Genomic DNA, 18716 nt, shown 5'->3' on the forward strand with positions numbered 1-18716 from the left:
GGTCTGCGATACGTCTAAACCAATGTAGTTTTTCATGGTCGTCTCTCCTTCAGCTCAAGGTTTCTGAGATCGACATTAGCCGTTCTCAATGCCCTTGAAGCCGAGCGCTCAGCAGATACGCCATGTCTGCTTATGAGAGGAGCCCGCTGGAAACCGCGTACCCGAGGCGTCAGGGCAGGGAAAAAGGGGGTGGCAGCTCGGCCAGTGTTCTGGCGCCCAGCTGCCCCATATTGGCCTCAAGATCCTTTTTCAGAATATCGAGCAGATGCGCGATGCCGGGAGGGCCCAAAGCCGCCAGTGCATAGTGAAAGGCGCGCCCCAGCATCACGAAATTCGCCCCGCAGGCAAAGGCCCGCAGGATGTCGAGCCCGCCTTCGATGCCACTGTCAAAGATCAGTGGCAGGTCGGTCGCAGCCCGGATATCACACAGCGCATCGATGGTGGCGGGGGCCGCATCGAACTGGCGGCCCGCGTGGTTCGACACCCACAGGGCATCGACGCCGCGGTTTTTGAGCGGCTCCGCATCTTCGGCCCGCAGCACCCCCTTGACGATGAACGGCCCCTCCCAGGCATCGCGCAGCCACGACACATAGTCCCAATCCGGCGAGGTGCGCAGCAGGTAGCCTGCGTGCTGTGTCGAGGCAAGTGCCGTAGTGGTCTTGGGGGTGTATTTCTCCAGCCCGCGCATCCGGGGCAGGCCGCGCCGCGCCATGCCAAGCGCCCAGGCGGGGCGTGCTGCGACCTGCGCCAGCAGACGCGGTGTGAGGCGCGGGGGCTGCGTCAGCCCGGACCGGGTTTGCCGTTCGCGGCGCGAGGCCACGGGCACATCCACCGTCAGCACCAGCGTCCTGAACCCGGCGGCTTTGGCGCGCGCCAGCATGTCGGTGCGGATGTCTTCGTCGCGCGGCGGATACATCTGAAACCAAGCCTGAGGTCCCAGATGGGGGGCGAGGTCTTCGGGCGACTGGCTGGCGACGGTGGACAGCGTATAGGGGATACCGGCGCGGGCGGCGGCACGGGCCAGATGGCCTTCGGCATCGGGCCACATCAGCCCGGACATGCCCACCGGCGCAATGCCGAAGGGCAGCGGCAACGCGACCCCCAGAAGATCGGTAGCAAGGGTCGGCGTAAACGCGCCATGCAGGATCGAGGGCATCAGGCCAATGCGGTCGAGTTGCTGGCGATTACGTGCTTTCGTGGCCTCCGTTCCGGTTGCCGAATCGAGGTATTCCCAGACGAAGGCAGGCACACGTTTGCGCGCGCGGTCGCGCAGGTCAGAGATCGCCGGATAGGTGCTGTGCAGGGTCATGGCGCTATTTGCCTGCCGGATCAGGAGATTGTCCAGACCGGAAAGATTGCAGAACAGAGAGCGAACGTCTCTTTATCTTGCCGGCATTGACGGTTAGGCTCGCGGTCATGAGCGATTTTAATGACATGGATGCCTTTGAGGGCGCGTCGCTGTCCGCACGGGCGATGGCGGCCCGCCCGCAACCCTATCTGGAGGGGCTGAACCCGGCGCAGCGCGCCGCGGTGGAGCAATTGGACGGGCCGGTGCTGATGCTCGCCGGGGCAGGGACCGGCAAGACCCGGGCGCTGACAGCGCGTATCGTGCATTTGTTGAACACCGGGCGAGCCCGGCCCAATGAAATCCTCGCCGTGACCTTCACCAACAAGGCCGCGCGGGAGATGAAAAACCGGGTGGGTTTGATGCTGGGCCAGCCCGTCGAAGGCATGCCGTGGCTTGGCACCTTTCATGCGATCTGCGTGAAACTGCTGCGTCGCCATGCGGAACTGGCCGGTCTGAAATCGAACTTCACCATTCTGGACACGGACGATCAGTTGCGCCTGCTCAAGCAGTTGGTCTTGGCGGCGAATATCGATGACAAGCGCTGGCCTGCGCGGCAGTTGGCCTCCATCATCGACGGGTGGAAAAACCGCGCGCTGACGCCGGAGAAAGTACCAGCAGCGGATACGGGGGCGTATAACCATCGGGGTGTGGAGCTGTATGCGCAGTACCAGCGCCGGTTGATTGAGCTGAATGCGACAGATTTCGGCGATTTGCTGTTGCACATGGTCACGATCTTTCAGACCCATGCGGATGTGCTGGCGCAGTACCAGCGCTGGTTCCGCTATATCCTTGTGGATGAGTATCAGGACACGAACGTGGCGCAGTACATGTGGCTGCGGCTGCTGGCGGGCGGGCACAAGAACATCTGCTGTGTGGGCGATGACGACCAGTCGATCTATGGCTGGCGCGGGGCCGAGGTGGGCAATATCCTGCGGTTCGAGACGGATTTTCCCGGTGCTCACGTGGTCCGGCTGGAGCAGAACTACCGCTCCACCCCGCATATTCTGGCTGCCGCCTCCGGCGTGATCGAGGGCAATCAGGGTCGTCTGGGAAAGACACTCTTCACGGATGTGAAAGAGGGCGAAAAGGTCCGCCTGATCGGCCATTGGGACGGCGATGAAGAAGCACGCTGGATTGGCGAAGAGATCGAAGCCGCCCAACGCGGCACCCGCGGGATGGAGAAAGCCGGGCTGGACAGCATGGCCATACTGGTGCGCGCCAGCCACCAGATGCGCGCCTTTGAGGACCGCTTTCTGACCATCGGCCTGCCCTACCGGGTGATCGGCGGCCCGCGGTTTTACGAACGGATGGAGATCCGCGATGCGATGGCCTATTTCCGCGTCGTGGTCAGCCCCGACGATGATCTGGCCTTTGAGCGGATTGTGAATACACCCAAACGGGGCCTGGGCGACAAGGCCCAGCAGACCATTCAGATCACCGCGCGCGCCAACGGGGTGTCCCTGGTTGAGGGTGCGAAACTGGCTGTCGATCAGGGGCTGATAAAGGGCAAGGGCGGCGGCGAACTGCGCCGCCTCGTGGAGGGGATCGCCCGGTGGCATGCCAAGCTGCGCGGATCTCGGATTGAGACGGTGGCCGAGGGTGATTTGATCGATGACGCAGCGGGCCCCGTCCGTCTCGAAGACACGCCCCCCTCCATCAGCCATATGGAACTTGCCGAGATCATCCTGGATGAGAGCGGCTACACCGCCCATTGGCAGAACGACAAGACGCCCGAGGCGCCGGGGCGGTTGGAGAACCTCAAGGAACTGGTCAAGGCGCTGGAAGGCTTTGAGAATCTGCAAGGTTTCCTCGAACATGTCAGCCTGATCATGGACAATGAAAGTGATGACGGCGGCCAGAAAGTCTCCATCATGACGCTGCATGCGGCCAAGGGGCTGGAGTTTCCCGTGGTGTTCCTGCCCGGCTGGGAAGACGGGCTTTTCCCGTCGCAGCGCTCCATGGATGAAAGCGGTGTCAAGGGCCTCGAAGAGGAACGCCGGCTGGCCTATGTAGGCATCACGCGGGCCGAAGAGGTCTGCACTATTTCCTTTGCCGCCAACCGGCGGGTGTTCGGCCAATGGCAGAATTCGATGCCGTCGCGCTTTATCGATGAGTTGCCCGAGGACCACGTGGAGGTGTTGACCCCACCGGGGCTTTACGGCGGCGGATATGGTGCAGCGGCCCCGCGCAGCACGTTGCACGATCAGGCGGCAGAGGCGAATGTCTATAACTCCCCGGGCTGGCGACGCCTGCAGGAGCGCAGCCAGAACCGCCCCGTCAGCCAGCCGCGCGAAACCCGGAACACCGTGATCGACATGGCCGCGGCCTCCAGCTTTGTGGTGGGCGAGCGCGTGTTTCACCAGAAATTCGGCTACGGGGCGATCCAGGGCATTGAAGGTGACAAGCTTGAGATCGCTTTTGAAAAGGCCGGTGTCAAAAACATTGTCGCCAAATTCGTGACCGCCGCTGACGACGTGCCGTTCTGAGGGTTGTTATGCTGCCAGATACGCTCTGAGCGTGACCGCTTCTCTGGCGGTCAGCGTTGGTGCCGCGGTGACCCCAAAACGATCAAGGCCACCTTTGAGATCGGGAAAGAGCCTTTGCAGTTCCCGGCGCGGGCCATCCTCAAGGGTGCCGACCGATTGTTCGGCGAGAAAGAAGCTCTCTGTCAAAATGCCGTTGGACCGCACGATCTGGTGGTTGTCGAACATGAAATGCGTGTAATGCACCCTTGGCTGCGGGCGCAGCCAGATACCGGGCAGGCCGCACAGGTGCTTGGCCGCGACGAGCACGGCGCTTTGACCAAAGTACAGCTCTGCAATCGGGCTTTCGATCCAGATGCGGTGCTGTTGCGAGACGACAAGCTCTGAGCTGTTGCCCAGAGCCCCTGGCGCAAAGACCACCGGAGCCATCGCCCCGGTTCCGCGGACCACCGCGCTCCCGGTCCATCTGACGGGCAGCGGCCCCGACCCATTGGTCCAAACTTCCTGTCCCGGTCGGATCTCTTCAACCGGGAGAGAGCCGGTCGCCGTCTCGATCTGTGTTCCGTTGGCAAAGCAGGTGACAAGCTGGTTGTACCGCGCATCGCCCGCGTTACTGCCACTGACCTTGACGTAGCTTGTGCCGACTGTGAGCTGTTCAGAGAGGCCAAAGCCCCAGACATCGCTGAAGTTGCCGTTTTGCGAAAAGATGTAAAGATCGATTTCCGGGCCGGTTGGGTTGCCAGCGCCATCCAGCGCGCGCAGCACGATGATCGATTCTGCTTCGACTCCATTGCCATCCGCCACCAGGCCGCCCCCATCGGTGATGATGTGGTCGCCGGGCCGGTCATCGTTGAACCTGTTCCGTCCGCCTCCCGTATCATCCAGGGTTATTTCCCTGAAGGTGCCGCCGCCAAACTGAAACGTTGTCCCGTTCGGGGTGTTGGAATTGTTGATGATGGGATTGCCGACAATGGCACCATTTGGACTGGAAGCCACAATGAGATTTTCGTTATCGATCGCGAAAAACGTTCTGATTGACATGAGGGTTCTCGAAGCTGCGCCTCAGGACATTAGAGCAAATGACCCGGCAAAGACAGCTTGCCCGCCCGCTTTTTAATAATTTGGTAAACATGTCGCCGAAATGCGGCACGCCTCATGCGTGTTCGATCCCGGCTCGACTTTTTAGAGGAAAGGGACGGTTTTTTAGAGGAAAGGGACGGTGGCATCCGGGAGGAGGATAGATGCCACCGCCTTGAAACAGGCATGCCAGGGAGGAGGGAGGCACGCCTGAATGGGTTCCTGTCGCTGTTGTCCAGCTCAGGCGCATGTGACGGATCACATGCTGCTATTGGCTAGTGACGGCATCCGGGAGGAGGATAGATGCCGTCACCAACAAGCGGACACCTCAGGGAGGAGAGGTGGCCGAAGTCGTCATGGCTCACCGCGCCATGTGTCTGTCCGCAGCCTCAAGGGCCGCTGTCTTTAGCATTGAGCGGTTCAGGCCGATGTCGGCCAGATCACGCGCGCTCAAGCTGCGCAATTCCATCAAAGACGTGCGATACACGCGGTGGTGCGCGTGGCGGACCGCCGCGTCTTCGAGCCCCTTTGCCATTCTTGCCAACAGCCATTCGGTGAGGCTGTATGTTTTGTGGTCGTGGTAGTAGGCCATGATGAGGTGCTCGTGCTCGTCCTTTGTTAACATCATACTTAAGGCAATGCTGCGCTTGCACAATAGGTAGCATGGTCATTGCTGCTATGCAGCAAGTGCATAGGGCTGGAGACAGAAAAAACTGCGTTCTGCCTAAGTTTCAGGCATATGTCCGCCGTTAGTGGTACTCCGGTTTGCAGTTGCTATATGGAGTGGCGGAATTGAGGAGTAATTGAGCATGTCTGTGACCAAGGCCGACATCGAGGCAGCCCTCGCGCGCGTCGCGTTACCCGATGGGCGCAGCCTGATTGCGCATGATTTGATTCGGGCACTGGTCGTTGACGGGGGCTCCGTCCGCTTTGTGATTGAGGCACCCAGCCCCGAAGTTGCCCGCCAGATGGCGCCGCTGCGGGATGCCGCGGAAAGAGTTGTATCTGAATTGCCCGGTGTCACCTCGGCCTCGGTCGCCCTGACGGCTCATGGACCGGCGGAAAAGAAACCCGCTCCTCCGAATCTGAAAATCGGCGGCCATCCCAAACCACAGGCAGGCCCGACAAAACCAAACGGTGTGCAGCGGATCGTCGCCATCGGATCCGGCAAGGGCGGGGTGGGCAAGTCCACGGTCTCGTCAAACCTTGCGGTGGCGCTGGCAAAGGCGGGCCGCAAGGTCGGGTTGCTGGATGCGGATATATATGGCCCCAGCCAGCCGCGCATGATGGGGGTCAACAAGCGGCCCGCCAGCCCGGACGGCAAGACCATCATCCCGCTGCACGCCCATGGGGTGACGCTGATGTCCATCGGCTTCATGATGGAGGAGGGCAAGGCGGTGGTCTGGCGTGGCCCGATGCTGATGGGCGCGTTGCAGCAGATGCTGGGGCAGGTGGAGTGGGGCGCGCTTGACGTGCTGCTTGTCGATCTGCCCCCTGGCACCGGCGATGTGCAACTGACCCTCTGCACCAAATCCGAACTGACCGGGGCCATCATCGTGTCGACACCGCAGGATGTGGCGCTGATCGATGCGCGCAAGGCGCTTGATATGTTCGACACGCTGAAAACGCCGGTGCTGGGGTTGATCGAGAACATGTCGATGTTCGTCTGCCCTGATTGCGGGTCGGAGCATCAGATCTTCGGGCAGGGTGGGGTCGCGGCCGAAGCCGACAGGCTTGGTGTGCCGCTGCTGGGCGCTTTGCCGATTGATCTGGACACCCGGCTGGCGGGGGACGGTGGCACGCCGATTGCAGCTCAGGGCGGTGCGATGGCGGAGGCCTACGCGCGTATTGCCGATAGTCTGATCAAGCGCGGGGTCGCATGACCTGAATTACGCCGATTGGCCTGCGATGATCTGCTGCTGGTAGAGTGCGCTGATAAAGCTAACCGCAACGACCATTTGCAGACAGGTCAACGCGATTTGCACGCTCACCAGAAAAACCGGCTGAAGAGGAACAAAGCGCTCGACACCATACATCACGGCAGCGTTCAGGGCCACGCCTGCGATCAACACGATGAGAATACTAGCAGACTGGTCAGCGGTCGCGCGCCAGCTTTCCGAGGTTGTCATGCGCTTGCTCAATGCCGCTGCAGGCACGATCAGGCTATTGCGGCAAACAATCCATCCAACCATAAGTGATGCGATAAACGACAATCCTTGTTCGACCAGCGGAAAGTAGGGAGCGTCGGTTGCGACCAGCACTGATGCTACGAGAAAGAGACCAAGCAGCACGGTAAGGACCAATACAATAGTGATCAGGGCGAGGGTTGTTGAACTGAGGATCATCAAACCCACATGGCGCGCACTGATGCGCATCACGGCTTGCCGCTGCTCGGAATCCAACAAAGCGCTGCGATGCCAGAAAAGTGCAAAAGTCAGATAGCCCAATAGGGCTAAAATCAATCCGGGCGTAATTGACCAAAGGCCGACGCTGACCTGACCAGTTCCCGCGCTAAGAAGAGGGATGAAAAGGACATAGATGCCAAAGGCAGTAAGGCCGAGCCCGGGCGCGCCGACTTTCAGCAGTTGCAGAGGTTGCAGAAAGGCAAGTTCGACGGTTTTGCGGATTACTGTACTACTGGAATTGCTCATGCGGTCATCTTTCACCTTCTCTTTTAATAACCCGCATCACAGCGGGGGGAGTAATACATCCGCACCTACAATTTTGGTTAAATTGTCGGAATGGGAATTCGTGGGACAGATATTGGTCGGGTGTTGGGTTTCCCGACAGAGCCAAACCGGAATACAGGTCACGAATCAAATATAAGTGGCATTTCCGCATCGTTCTTCAGCGCACCTGGCATGAAAATCGGTGCCAAAAGAGGGACAGCAGGCCATGTTGCATCTCCTTATGATAGTTTTGGCGGGAAATTGTGGGAATTAATTTTCTGTTCTGGCAACCCGTATGTTGATCTAGATTGTCCTTGATATACCACATGCTGTGTTTTTGGGGTAACTCCCTGTTGCTGGAAGGAATCTCAATCTCACGTTAAGCTGTTGCTAACAAAAAAACACTTGCTATCCCGTGTATTCCCACGTTATCCCTTTGTCACGAGATGAGATCGAGACCGGGGCATCAAACGACCCCACGCGCATAAAACTCTAGCAGGTTCATACAGGCACCTCGCTTTCATCCCACAACGAGATCCGGCGCGCGAGCGAGCAGACATCCCCCCAGGTGGCGCGTGCAGCTGGACTTACCCGCAAGAGCGGGACGAGGGCGGCGGGTTGATCAGTGGCAGCAGATCAACTCGCCGTTTCCATTTCAAGACAAGGGGGGAGGCGGCAGTGCTCACGCGGTGCAGCAGAGTTGGGACAAGACAGTGGGCCGCAGGTTCAGAGGCGAAAGCAATCACAAGGTCGACACCAAGGGGCGCGTATCCATACCCGCCTCTTTTCGGCGTGTGATCGAGGCTGCCGACCCCAACTGGACCTCTGGCGACGCCCCCGAACTGGTTATTGTCTACGGCGATCACCGCCGCAGCTATCTTGAATGCTACACCATGGAGGCCATCAACGAGGTGGACGAAAAGATCGATGCGCTGCCGCGGGGGTCCAAAGAGCGGAAACTGCTGCAACGCCTATTTCATGGTCAGTCTTTTCCCACATCGGTGGACGAAACCGGGCGGTTGGTGCTGCCGGCCAAGCTACGTCAGAAAATCGGGCTCGACAAGGAAGCCTTCTTTATCGCGGCCGGTGATACCTTTCAGATCTGGCGGCCCGAAACCTATGCCGCCGAAGAGGACGCCAAAACCGCTGCGTGGCTGGACGATCTGCCGGATGATTTCGATCCGCTGGTGTTCCTGGATCAACGGCCCGGCGCTGCGGAAAGCGGACAAGGGGAGTAGATCATGGCTGCTGCGGCCCCGCCTGACCCGACCGTGCCACATGTTCCCGTTCTGCTGCCTGCCATCCTGAAAGCCGTTGCGCCGGTCGAGGGGACCTGGCTTGACGGGACCTTTGGGGCCGGAGGGTACACGCGCGGTTTTCTGCAGGCCGGTGCTGCGCGGGTGATTGCCGTGGACCGCGACCCGCTGGCTTTTGAACTGGCGGCGGATTGGGCGCGGGAATACGGCGACAGGCTGGTTCAGCAACCGGGCGTGTTTTCCAAAATGGATACCTATGCCCAGGATCTTGACGGCGTGGTGCTCGACCTCGGGGTCTCGTCGATGCAGCTTGACCGGGCGGAGCGCGGGTTTTCCTTTATGCGGGACGGCCCGCTTGACATGCGGATGAGCCAGGAGGGGCCCTCGGCAGCGGCTATCGTCAATGAAGCCTCCGCCGAGACCATCGCGAATATCCTGTTCGCCTACGGGGAAGAGCGCGCCAGCCGTCGCATCGCCAAGGCCATTATTGCCGCGCGCGCCGAGGCGCCCATTACCTCCACCCTGCGTTTGGCGGAGATTATCGAGGGATGTCTGCCGCGGGCCAAGCCGGGGCAGTCTCATCCCGCGACCCGCAGCTTTCAGGCGCTTCGCATCGCTGTAAATGACGAATACGGGGAGCTTTTTCAAGGACTTATGGCGGCAGAGCGGGCGCTCAAGCCGGGCGGAAAACTCGCCGTTGTCACCTTTCATTCCGTCGAAGACCGTATGGTGAAGCGGTTTTTGACGGCGCGGGCCGGGGCGGGTGGGAACGCCAATCGGTATGCGCCGGAACGGGTGCGCGAGGCCCCGGCCTTCACGCTCGGATCGCGCAAGGCGATTGCGGCGGATGCGGCCGAGGTGGCGGCCAACCCACGGGCACGGTCCGCCAAACTGCGGGTCGCGGTGCGGACCGATGCCCCTGCCGGAGAGATCGATGCAAAATCCGTCGGGATGCCGATGGCGAAAGGGGGAAGCTGATGCGGACATTCCTTTATATTCTGACCACTTTGGGGGTGATCGGGCTGGCTTTTTGGGCCTACCGGGAAAACTACGCGACCCAGGGCGCGCTGGCTGAAACCCGAGAGCTGCGCCGCGATATCCTTGACGCCCATGAGCGGCTATCGAAACTGCGGGCGGAATGGGCCTATCTCAACCGGCCGGATCGGCTGCGGGATCTGGCGAATATCAACTTTGACCGCCTCGGCCTCTTGCCCCTGCGGCCAGAGCAGTTCGGCCATGTGGATCAGGTAGCTTATCCGCCCGATCCGGTGGTCGACATCACCGACATCATCGATGTCGCCAAGCTCAACGATGATCTGAGCGAGGCAGAGCAATGATCCGCACGCCGCTGCGCCCGCTGGCCCGCATTCTCGACGCCCGCGACAAGGGCGAGAACCCCGACGCGATCGAACGCGAAAACATCCGCATCCGCCATGAGCAGATGCGCGATCAGGCCCGACAGCGGGCCGAAGGGCGCCTGCTGGTGCTGGGAATGTTCTTTGTGGTGGCGTTCAGCGTTGTGGGGCTGCGGATGGGGCTTTTGGCCACCTCGGAGCCGCAAGAGCCGCGCGTGGATGGGCCGGGGGCCCAAATCCATGCCGCGCGCGCCGATATCGTGGATCGGCACGGCAGCCTGCTGGCCACGAACTTCGACACCCACGCGCTTTACGCGCAGCCGCCCCAGATGATTGACCCGGTGCATGCCGCGCAGGAGCTGGCCAAGATATTCCCCGATCTGGACGCCGCGGAACTGCTGGAGGATTTTACCGGCACGCGTAAATTCCTCTGGATCAAGCGCAAGCTCAGCCCCGAACAGATGCAGGCGGTGCATGAAATCGGTGATCCGGGTCTGCTTTTTGCAACCCGCGACATGCGGCTTTATCCCAATGGTCAACTGGCCGCCCATGTGCTGGGTGGGGCCAGCTTTGGCAAGGAGGGGGTGACCGCCGCCGAGGTCATCGGCGTTGCAGGTGTCGAGAAATACTTTGACGACTATCTGCGCGACCCGGCCAATGGCAGCAAACCGCTGCAACTCTCGCTCGATCTGACGGTGCAGGCGGCGGCTGAACAGGTGCTTTATGGCGGCATGAAGCTGATGAACGCCAAGGGCGCGACCTCGATCCTGATGGATGTGCACACCGGCGAGGTGGTCAGCGTGGTGTCCCTGCCGACCTTTGACCCGAACAAGCGCCCACAGCCTGCGGTCTCGGGGGCTGCTTCTGACAGCCCGCTCTTTAACCGGTCCGTGCAGGGGGTCTACGAGCTCGGCTCCACCTTCAAGATATTCACCGTGGCGCAGGCCATGGACCTTGGTCTGGTGACCCCGGAGACGATTATCGACACCAAGGGACCGTTGCGTTGGGGCAGGCACCGCATCCGTGATTTCCGCCACTACGGCAATGAGATGTCGGTCACCAAGGTGATCGTGAAAAGCTCCAACATCGGCACGGCACGTCTGGCGCAGGAAATCGGTGTTGAGCGTCAGCGGGCCTTTCTGGGCAAGCTGGGCATGTTGGAGACGACCGGCTTTGAGATTGTCGAGGCCGCCACCGGCAGGCCGCTCTTGCCGCCCAACTGGTCGGAGCTGAGCACGATGACGATCTCTTACGGTCACGGGCTGTCGACGTCACCGATGCATCTGGCGGCCGGCTATGCCGCGATTGCCAACGGCGGCTACAAGGTGCAGCCGACGATCCTGAAAACCGAAAATCCCCCCAAGGGAGAGCGTGTTTTTAGCGAAGCCTCTTCAAAGGCGTCGATGCGGATGTTGCGGCAGGTCGTGACCGAGGGCACCGCGAGCTTTGGCGAGGTTGCGGGCTACGCGGTTGCGGGCAAGACCGGGACGGCGGATAAACCCGGCAGCCGGGGGGGGTATTACGAGGACAAGGTGATCGCCACCTTCGCGTCGGTTTTTCCCGCCCATGATCCCAAATATGTGCTGATCGTCACGCTGGATGAGCCGGTGGAGACCACCGGGGACGAGCCGCGCCGCACCGCCGGTTGGACCGCTGTGCCCGTCGCCGCCGAGATGATCCGCCGCGTCGCACCTTTGCTGGGGCTCAGACCAACCGTTGAACCCCTCGCCGTGAGCGATATAAAGCTGACAAGTAACTGAGCCGCAAAGGCGGGGGCAATGCGCGGGCAAACAAAGACACTTTCACAACTGGGTCTCACGGCGCGTGCCGGGCGCACCGCTGCCGTGGCGGGCCTGGCCGTTGACAGCCGCGAGGTGCGGGAGGGTTTTTTGTTCTTTGCGCTCCCGGGGACAAAGGTGCATGGCGGCGAGTTCATCCAATATGCCCTGCGTATGGGGGCGGTGGCCATTCTGACCGATGCCGAAGGCGCGCAGATCGCAGCGGATGCGCTGCACAAAAGCACCGCCGCCCTTGTCATTTCGGAGGATCCGCGCGAGGCTTTGGCCCGCACCGCGGCCTTGTGGTTCGGGGCGCAGCCCGAGACCATGATCGCCGTGACCGGCACCAATGGGAAGACCTCTGTCGCAACCTTTGTGCGGCAGATCTGGGCGCTGCTGGGCCACAAGGCAATCAACCTCGGGACAACGGGCGTGGAGGGGGACTGGCAGGCGCCACTGGCCCATACCACGCCAGAGCCGATCACCCTGCACCGTGTGCTGGCGGAGGCGGTCTCGCACGGGATCACCCACGCCGCGATGGAGGCGTCAAGCCACGGGCTCGATCAGCGCCGTCTGGACGGGGTGACGCTGACCGCCGCCGGTTTCACCAATTTCACCCAGGATCATCTGGATTACCACGCCAGCTTTGAGGACTACTTTGACGCCAAGGCGGGGCTATTTGCGCGGGTGCTGCCCGAAGACGCCAAGGCGGTGATCAACATCGACGTGGATCGCGGTGTCGACATGGCCGCGATTGCCAATGCGCGCGGATGTCCGGTGGTCAGCGTCGGGCGCGACATCGGGGACATGCATCTGGGCAACATTCAGGTCGACGCCACCGGGCAGACCGTCTGTTTCAAATACCTCGGCAAGCAACATGTGCGCAGGCTGCGCCTGATTGGCGGTTTTCAGGCCGAAAATGTGATGCTGGCCGCCGCCATTGTCATTGCCTGCGGGGCCGATCCGTTTGACGTGTTCAACACGCTTGAGGAGCTGACGACCGTTCGCGGGCGCATGCAGCTGGCCGCCACGCGCGAGAATGGCGCGGCGGTCTTTGTCGATTATGCCCATACGCCCGATGCCGTGGCGACCGCGCTGCAAGCTTTGCGTCCGCATGTGCTGGGGCGTCTCATTGCCATCGTCGGCGCGGGCGGAGACCGGGATGCCACCAAGCGCCCCCTCATGGGGCAGGCAGCTGCGGAGAACGCGGATCTGGTGATCGTTACGGATGACAACCCCCGTTCCGAAGACCCTGCTGCGATCCGCGCCGCGGTCCTGCTGGGCGTGCCGGACGCGCTGGAGGTTGGGGACCGGGCCGAGGCGATCCTGCGCGGGATCGACGCGCTGGGGCCCGGTGATGCGCTGCTGATCGCGGGCAAGGGGCATGAGACCGGGCAGATCATCGGCGATGATATCCTGCCCTTTGACGACGCGGAACAAGCCAGCGTCGCGGTCGCAGCGCTTGACGGGAGGTTGGCATGAGCCTTTGGACGGCAGCGCAAGCAGCGGCGGCAACGGGCGGGCAAAACACCGCGGACTGGACCGCCACGGGGGTCTCCATCGACACCCGCACGCTGGAGCCGGGTGACATTTTCGTCGCGCTCAAGGATGTACGCGACGGGCATGCGTTTGTCGCGCAAGCGCTTGAGAAGGGGGCCGCTGCCGCCTTGGTCAGCCATGTGCCGGAAGGGGTTGCAAAGGATGCCCCCTTGCTGATCGTGAGTGACGTGCTGGCAGGCCTTGAAGACCTCGGACGGGCCGCGAGGGCGCGGATGACGGGCAAGGTGGCCGCCGTCACCGGCAGCGTTGGCAAGACCTCCACCAAGGAAATGCTGCTGGCGATGCTGTCCGATCAGGGCCGCACCCATGCCTCGGTGGCAAGCTACAACAACCACTGGGGGGTGCCTCTGACGCTGGCGCGCATGCCGCAGGACACCGAATATGCGGTGATCGAGATCGGCATGAACCAACCTGGCGAGATCGCGCCGCTGGCCCGCATGGCCGCGCCGCATGTGGCGCTGGTCACCACCGTGGCCGCCGCCCATCTGGAGGCTTTCGACGACATCACCGGCATCGCGGTTGAAAAGGCTTCGATCTATGAAGGGGTCGTGCCGGGCGGGATCGCGGTGCTTAATGCCGACGTTGACACCTCGGCCATTCTGATGGCCAAGGCGCAGGACTGCAAGCTGCGCGACGTCACCTTTGGCGAGCATGGCTATGACTTCAAGCTGATCCGCGCCGACCTGCAGGGTGACACCACCGTGGTGCGCGCCGAGATGGGCGAGGTGCCGCTGCTTTACAAGATACGGTCGCCGGGGCGGCATTTTGCCATGAACGCGCTGGGGGCGCTGGCGGTCATGGCGGCGCTGCGCACCGATCTGGCGCTGGCGCTCGGCTCGCTGGGGCGGTGGAGGCCCTACAAAGGGCGTGGGCAACGCGAACGCATCCACCTCGATACAGTGGATGCGCATCTGGCCCTCGATCTGATCGATGACAGCTACAACGCCAATCCCACCTCGATGGCCGCCGCGCTGGACGTGCTGGCCGCCGCCCAGGGCACAAATGACATCGGCCGCGTCTCAAAGGGGCGTCGGATCGCCTATCTGGGGGATATGAAAGAGCTCGGACCAGATGAAATCGCGCTGCACGCGGGATTGGCGCATCTGCCCGCGACCAAATCGGTGGATGTGATCCATTGCATCGGTCCACTGATGCGGTCGCTCTATGATCTTTTGCCCGATGCGCAGCGCGGCGAATGGTTTGAAACCGCCGAAGAGGCTGTGACCCGCGTCAAAACCCACCTCGACAGCGGTGACGTGGTTCTGGCCAAGGGGTCGCTCAGCATGAAACTCGCGCTCATCGTTGACGCCATCCGGAAAATGGGACATGCCCCGCTGGATGTGGAATAGGAAGATATCATGTTATACTGGTTGACGCTGCTCTCGGACGGAGGGGATTTCTTTAACCTCTTCCGATATATTACATTCCGGGCGGGCGGCGCTTTCCTGACAGCGCTGGTTTTCGGGTTTCTGTTCGGACGGCCCCTGATCGCGGTTCTGCGGCGAAGTCAGGGCAAAGGGCAACCCATTCGCGATGACGGCCCCGAAGGCCACTTTGTCAAGGCCGGTACGCCGACGATGGGCGGGTTGTTGATTGTCGGCGCTTTGCTGACGTCGACATTGCTCTGGGCGCGGCTGGACAATCCCTTCATCTGGATCGTGCTTTTTGTCACCATGTCTTTTGCCCTGATCGGGTTTCTGGACGACTATGCCAAGGTCAAGAAACAAAGCTCTGCCGGGGTGCCCGGAAAGGTGCGCCTGCTGATCGGCTTTGCCATTGCCGCCACGGCGGCGATCTGGGCGGCACAGCATCACCCGGAAGCGCTGCAGAACCAACTGGCGCTGCCGGTGTTCAAGGATACGCTGATCAATATGGGCATGTTCTTCGTACCCTTCTCCATGATCGTGATCGTGGGCGCCGCAAACGCCGTGAACCTCACCGATGGGCTGGACGGTCTGGCCATCATGCCGGTGATGATTGCCGCGGGCACGCTTGGGGTGATTGCCTATGCGGTTGGACGTGTCGATTTCACCGAATACCTCGACGTGCATTACGTACCGGGCACGGGCGAGATCCTGATCTTTACCGCCGGGCTCTTTGGCGGAGGTCTGGGGTTCTTGTGGTACAACGCCCCGCCTGCAGCGGTCTTCATGGGCGATACCGGCAGCCTTGCTCTGGGCGGTGCGCTGGGGGCCATTGCGGTCGTGACCAAGCACGAGATCGTGCTGGCCATCGTTGGCGGTCTTTTCGTGGTCGAAGCGCTGAGCGTCATCATCCAGGTGCTTTACTTCAAACGCACCGGCAAACGGGTCTTTCTGATGGCCCCGATCCACCACCACTATGAAAAGAAAGGCTGGGCCGAAAGCACGATCGTGATCCGGTTCTGGATCATTTCGCTGATCCTTGCGATCATCGGGCTTGCAACGCTCAAGGTGCGGTAGGAGGCTGCCTGTGACCGTTTGCTTTGCCTCGATCCATCTGATCAAACCGCTGAGCGCGGGGGCATGATCCCGGTTCAGGGTCTTGCTGGCGCGAAGGTCGCCGTGCTGGGGCTAGGCCGCAGCGGGTTGAGTGCGGCCCGCGCCTTGCAGGCCGGGGGGGCTGTGCCGCTGTGCTGGGACGATGACGCCCAGGTCCGTGCCAAGGCCGAAGCCGAAGGGTTCACCTGCAAGCCTTTCACGGCGGTCGCCGATTTCGAGGCGGTCGCGCGGCTGGTCATCAGCCCCGGCATTCCGCACCTCTACCCCAAACCGAACCCCGTGGTCAGCCTCGCGCTCGAGGCAGGTGTGCCGGTGGACAATGACATCGGGCTCTTCTTTCAGTCCTTTGCAACAACTGGCTGGGCCAGTTTCGACGTCGCTCCGCGCGTGGTTGCCGTCACAGGCTCAAACGGGAAATCCACCACCTCCGCACTGATCCATCACATCCTCGAGCATGCCAAACGCCCTGCCACGCTGGCCGGTAACATCGGACGCGGCGTGCTGGACATCGACCCGCCTCACGATGGGGAGGTCGTCGTGCTGGAACTCTCCAGCTACCAGACCGATCTGGCGCGCAGCCTGACCCCGGATGTCGCGGTCTTCACCAATCTGTCGGAGGATCATCTGGCGCGTCACGGGGGCATGGGCGGGTATTTTGCCGCCAAGCGCCGCCTCTTTGCCGAAGGCGGGCCTGACCGCGCCATCATCGGTGTGGACGAGGACGAAGGCCTGTTTCTTGCCGGTCAAATGGCCGAAGGGCGCGGCGATGACAGGGTCATCCGTCTCTCGGTCGAGCGGAAACTGACGGGGCCGGGCTGGCAGGTGTTCGCCCGCAAGGGGTTTCTGTCAGAGTACCGCAAGGGCAAGCAGGTGGCCTCCGTCGATCTGCGGCAGGTGCCGGGATTGCAGGGCAGCCACAACCATCAGAACGCCTGCGCGGCCTATGCCGCCTGTCGCACGCTCGGGCTGGCCCCAAAGGTCATCGAGGCCGCGTTTCACAGCTTCAAGGGGTTGCCGCACCGCAGCCAGTTGATCGGTGAAAAAGGGGGCGTGCGGTTCGTGAACGACAGCAAGGCCACGAATGTGGATGCGGCGGCCAAGGCCCTGGGGGCCTTTGCGTCCGTTCGCTGGATCTGTGGCGGGCTGGAAAACGAAGGTGGGCTGGAGGGTCTTGCAGAGGCCTGTGCCAGCGTCGCGAGAGCCTATGTGATCGGGCGGGAAGCGGCGCGTTTTGCTTTGAAACTGCCGGTCGACGCCGAGGTCTGCACCACAATGGCACTTGCCGTGCAGCGCGCCGTCGAGGATGCGCAGCCCGGCGATGTCGTGCTGCTGGCCCCGGCGGCAAAGAGCTTTGACCAATATGACAACTTCGAACTCCGGGGCGAGGATTTCATGGCGGAAGTGGCCAAGCACCTCTGAAACTGCCGTGATCTCAGGCCAGTGCCCGCGCCGCCGCCATGCCGGAAGACCAGGCCCACTGGAAATTATATCCGCCGAGCCAGCCCGTGACATCCACCGCTTCCCCGATGAAGAACAGGCCGGGTACGGATGCCACCTCCATTGTCTTTGCCGACAGCGCGCCCGTATCGATCCCACCGAGGGTCACCTCCGCCGTTCGGTACCCTTCGGTGCCCGCAGGGGTCAGGGTCCAGTTCTGCAAACTCTGAACCATGCTTGTGAGGGCTGCATCTGATTGATCCGCGAGGTTGCCCGACAGGGCCATGACCCCCGACAGATGCTCCACAAGGCGCGCGGGCAAAAACTGTGCCAGTTCGTTTGTCAGCTTGCGCCCCCCCGCAATGCCGCGTTTTTTCTGCAAGGCGGGCAGCAGGCCGCCCTCGGGGCAGAGGTTCAGCGTGATCGGATCCCCTTCGCGCCAATAGGACGAGGCCTGAAGCACCGCCGGACCTGAGAGCCCTCGGTGGGTAAAAAGCACGGCTTCGTCAAAGCTTTGCGCGCCGGCGGTTACACAAGCAGGGGCGGCAACACCGGCCAGCGGGGCAAAACGACCTTCGGGAAAGGTGAAGGGCACGAGGGCCGGGCGTGTCTCGGTCACCGTCAGTCCAAATTGTGCGGCGATGTCATAGGCGAGCCCGGTTGCGCCCATCTTGGGGATGGATTTACCGCCCGTTGCGAGCACCAGCGTTTTGGTCTGCACCTTTTGGGTGTGCCCGCCCTGATCCAGTGTGAAATCAAAGCCCTCCGGGGTCTTCGCAAAGTCGCGCGCCGTGGTTTGCAAATTCACGTTGACGCCGTTTTCCTGCATCAGCCGGCGCAGCATGGCGATGATCTCTTTGGCGGACCCATCGCAAAAAAGCTGACCGAGGGTCTTTTCATGCCAGGCAATCCCATGCCGATCCACCAGGTCGATGAAATCCCACTGCGTGTACCGCGCCAGGGCGGATTTCGCGAAATGCGGGTTTTGCGACAGAAAGGCATGGGGGCCGCTGTGCAGGTTGGTGAAATTGCACCGCCCTCCGCCCGAGATGCGGATTTTTTCGCCCGGCGCCCGCGCATGATCCACGATCAGAACCCGGCCTTTGGCGTAGGCGGCGCACATCATGCCCGCGGCTCCAGCTCCTATGATTGCCACATCAACCTGCATGCGCGTCCCCTGACGTGAAACCCGATGTTTTGCAAGGCATGAGGCTAGCTTTACGGGGCAAATCACGTTACAGTTTGCAGATAGACCCCCAAAAAGGGGGCGTAT

15 protein-coding genes are annotated in these 18716 nt (G+C 61.8%); 10 read left to right on the forward strand and 5 right to left on the reverse strand.

Annotation, left to right across the window (positions count from 1 at the left end; all coding sequences use genetic code 11):
• Positions 1–169: 169 nt before the first annotated feature.
• On the reverse strand, positions 170–1309 hold the full coding sequence (locus H7847_RS20860) for an alpha-hydroxy acid oxidase (protein ID WP_227271424.1): 1140 nt from the start codon (positions 1307–1309) through the stop codon (positions 170–172).
• A 107-nt stretch (positions 1310–1416) separates the two neighbouring features.
• Between H7847_RS20860 and H7847_RS20865 the strand changes: the two genes are divergently transcribed.
• The gene (locus H7847_RS20865; protein WP_227271425.1) at positions 1417–3834 is read left to right on the forward strand and encodes an ATP-dependent helicase; all 2418 of its coding nucleotides are present in this window, start codon (positions 1417–1419) and stop codon (positions 3832–3834) included.
• 6 nt (positions 3835–3840) lie between these two features.
• Here the strand turns inward: H7847_RS20865 and H7847_RS20870 are convergent, their stop codons facing one another.
• Together H7847_RS20870 and H7847_RS20875 are read right to left on the reverse strand one after the other, a co-directional pair.
• Positions 3841–4872 carry a Hint domain-containing protein gene (locus tag H7847_RS20870; protein WP_227271426.1) on the reverse strand — a complete coding sequence of 344 codons (1032 nt, stop codon included), beginning with the start codon at positions 4870–4872 and terminating at the stop codon, positions 3841–3843.
• A gap of 397 nt (positions 4873–5269) precedes the next feature.
• The gene (locus tag H7847_RS20875; RefSeq protein ID WP_227271427.1) at positions 5270–5536 is read right to left on the reverse strand and encodes a DUF1127 domain-containing protein; all 267 of its coding nucleotides are present in this window, start codon (positions 5534–5536) and stop codon (positions 5270–5272) included.
• Positions 5537–5717: 181 nt separating this feature from the next.
• Between H7847_RS20875 and H7847_RS20880 the strand changes: the two genes are divergently transcribed.
• A complete protein-coding gene (locus tag H7847_RS20880; protein ID WP_227271428.1) occupies positions 5718–6791 on the forward strand; it encodes an Mrp/NBP35 family ATP-binding protein in 1074 nt (357 codons plus the stop codon).
• Between the two features lie 6 nt (positions 6792–6797).
• Here the strand turns inward: H7847_RS20880 and H7847_RS20885 are convergent, their stop codons facing one another.
• Complete coding sequence (locus tag H7847_RS20885; protein WP_227271429.1) at positions 6798–7559, reverse strand: hypothetical protein; 762 nt, start codon at positions 7557–7559, stop codon at positions 6798–6800.
• Between the two features lie 731 nt (positions 7560–8290).
• On the opposite strand from H7847_RS20885, the gene mraZ reads away from it, so the two are divergent.
• The 8 genes from mraZ to murD all read left to right on the forward strand — a co-directional run bounded on the left by mraZ (position 8291) and on the right by murD (position 17425).
• The gene (gene mraZ, locus H7847_RS20890; RefSeq protein WP_227271430.1) at positions 8291–8815 is read left to right on the forward strand and encodes a division/cell wall cluster transcriptional repressor MraZ; all 525 of its coding nucleotides are present in this window, start codon (positions 8291–8293) and stop codon (positions 8813–8815) included.
• A 3-nt stretch (positions 8816–8818) separates the two neighbouring features.
• On the forward strand, positions 8819–9811 hold the full coding sequence (gene rsmH, locus H7847_RS20895) for a 16S rRNA (cytosine(1402)-N(4))-methyltransferase RsmH (RefSeq protein ID WP_227271431.1): 993 nt from the start codon (positions 8819–8821) through the stop codon (positions 9809–9811).
• Positions 9811–10170, forward strand: coding sequence for a cell division protein FtsL (gene ftsL, locus H7847_RS20900; RefSeq protein ID WP_227271432.1), 360 nt, complete (start codon positions 9811–9813; stop codon positions 10168–10170). Before rsmH ends, ftsL begins: the two co-directional genes overlap by 1 nt.
• On the forward strand, positions 10167–11948 hold the full coding sequence (locus H7847_RS20905; RefSeq protein ID WP_227271433.1) for a peptidoglycan D,D-transpeptidase FtsI family protein: 1782 nt from the start codon (positions 10167–10169) through the stop codon (positions 11946–11948). Before ftsL ends, H7847_RS20905 begins: the two co-directional genes overlap by 4 nt.
• A gap of 18 nt (positions 11949–11966) precedes the next feature.
• Positions 11967–13448 (forward strand): UDP-N-acetylmuramoyl-L-alanyl-D-glutamate--2,6-diaminopimelate ligase, encoded by a 1482-nt coding sequence (locus H7847_RS20910; protein ID WP_227271434.1) that lies wholly within the window; start codon positions 11967–11969, stop codon positions 13446–13448.
• Positions 13445–14875: a UDP-N-acetylmuramoyl-tripeptide--D-alanyl-D-alanine ligase gene (locus H7847_RS20915; RefSeq protein ID WP_227271435.1), complete on the forward strand. Its 1431-nt coding sequence runs from the start codon at positions 13445–13447 to the stop codon at positions 14873–14875. Before H7847_RS20910 ends, H7847_RS20915 begins: the two co-directional genes overlap by 4 nt.
• 9 nt (positions 14876–14884) lie before the next feature.
• Positions 14885–15967: a phospho-N-acetylmuramoyl-pentapeptide-transferase gene (gene mraY, locus H7847_RS20920; protein ID WP_227271436.1), complete on the forward strand. Its 1083-nt coding sequence runs from the start codon at positions 14885–14887 to the stop codon at positions 15965–15967.
• Positions 15968–16030: 63 nt separating this feature from the next.
• Positions 16031–17425: a UDP-N-acetylmuramoyl-L-alanine--D-glutamate ligase gene (murD, locus tag H7847_RS20925; RefSeq protein ID WP_227271437.1), complete on the forward strand. Its 1395-nt coding sequence runs from the start codon at positions 16031–16033 to the stop codon at positions 17423–17425.
• Positions 17426–17438: 13 nt separating this feature from the next.
• On the opposite strand, the gene H7847_RS20930 is transcribed toward murD, so the two are convergent.
• Positions 17439–18611 carry a BaiN/RdsA family NAD(P)/FAD-dependent oxidoreductase gene (locus H7847_RS20930; protein WP_227271438.1) on the reverse strand — a complete coding sequence of 391 codons (1173 nt, stop codon included), beginning with the start codon at positions 18609–18611 and terminating at the stop codon, positions 17439–17441.
• Between the last annotated feature and the right edge of the window lie 105 nt (positions 18612–18716).

Origin of the sequence: Roseobacter weihaiensis (assembly GCF_020622345.1) — a bacterium.
Lineage (GTDB): Bacteria > Pseudomonadota > Alphaproteobacteria > Rhodobacterales > Rhodobacteraceae > Roseobacter > Roseobacter weihaiensis.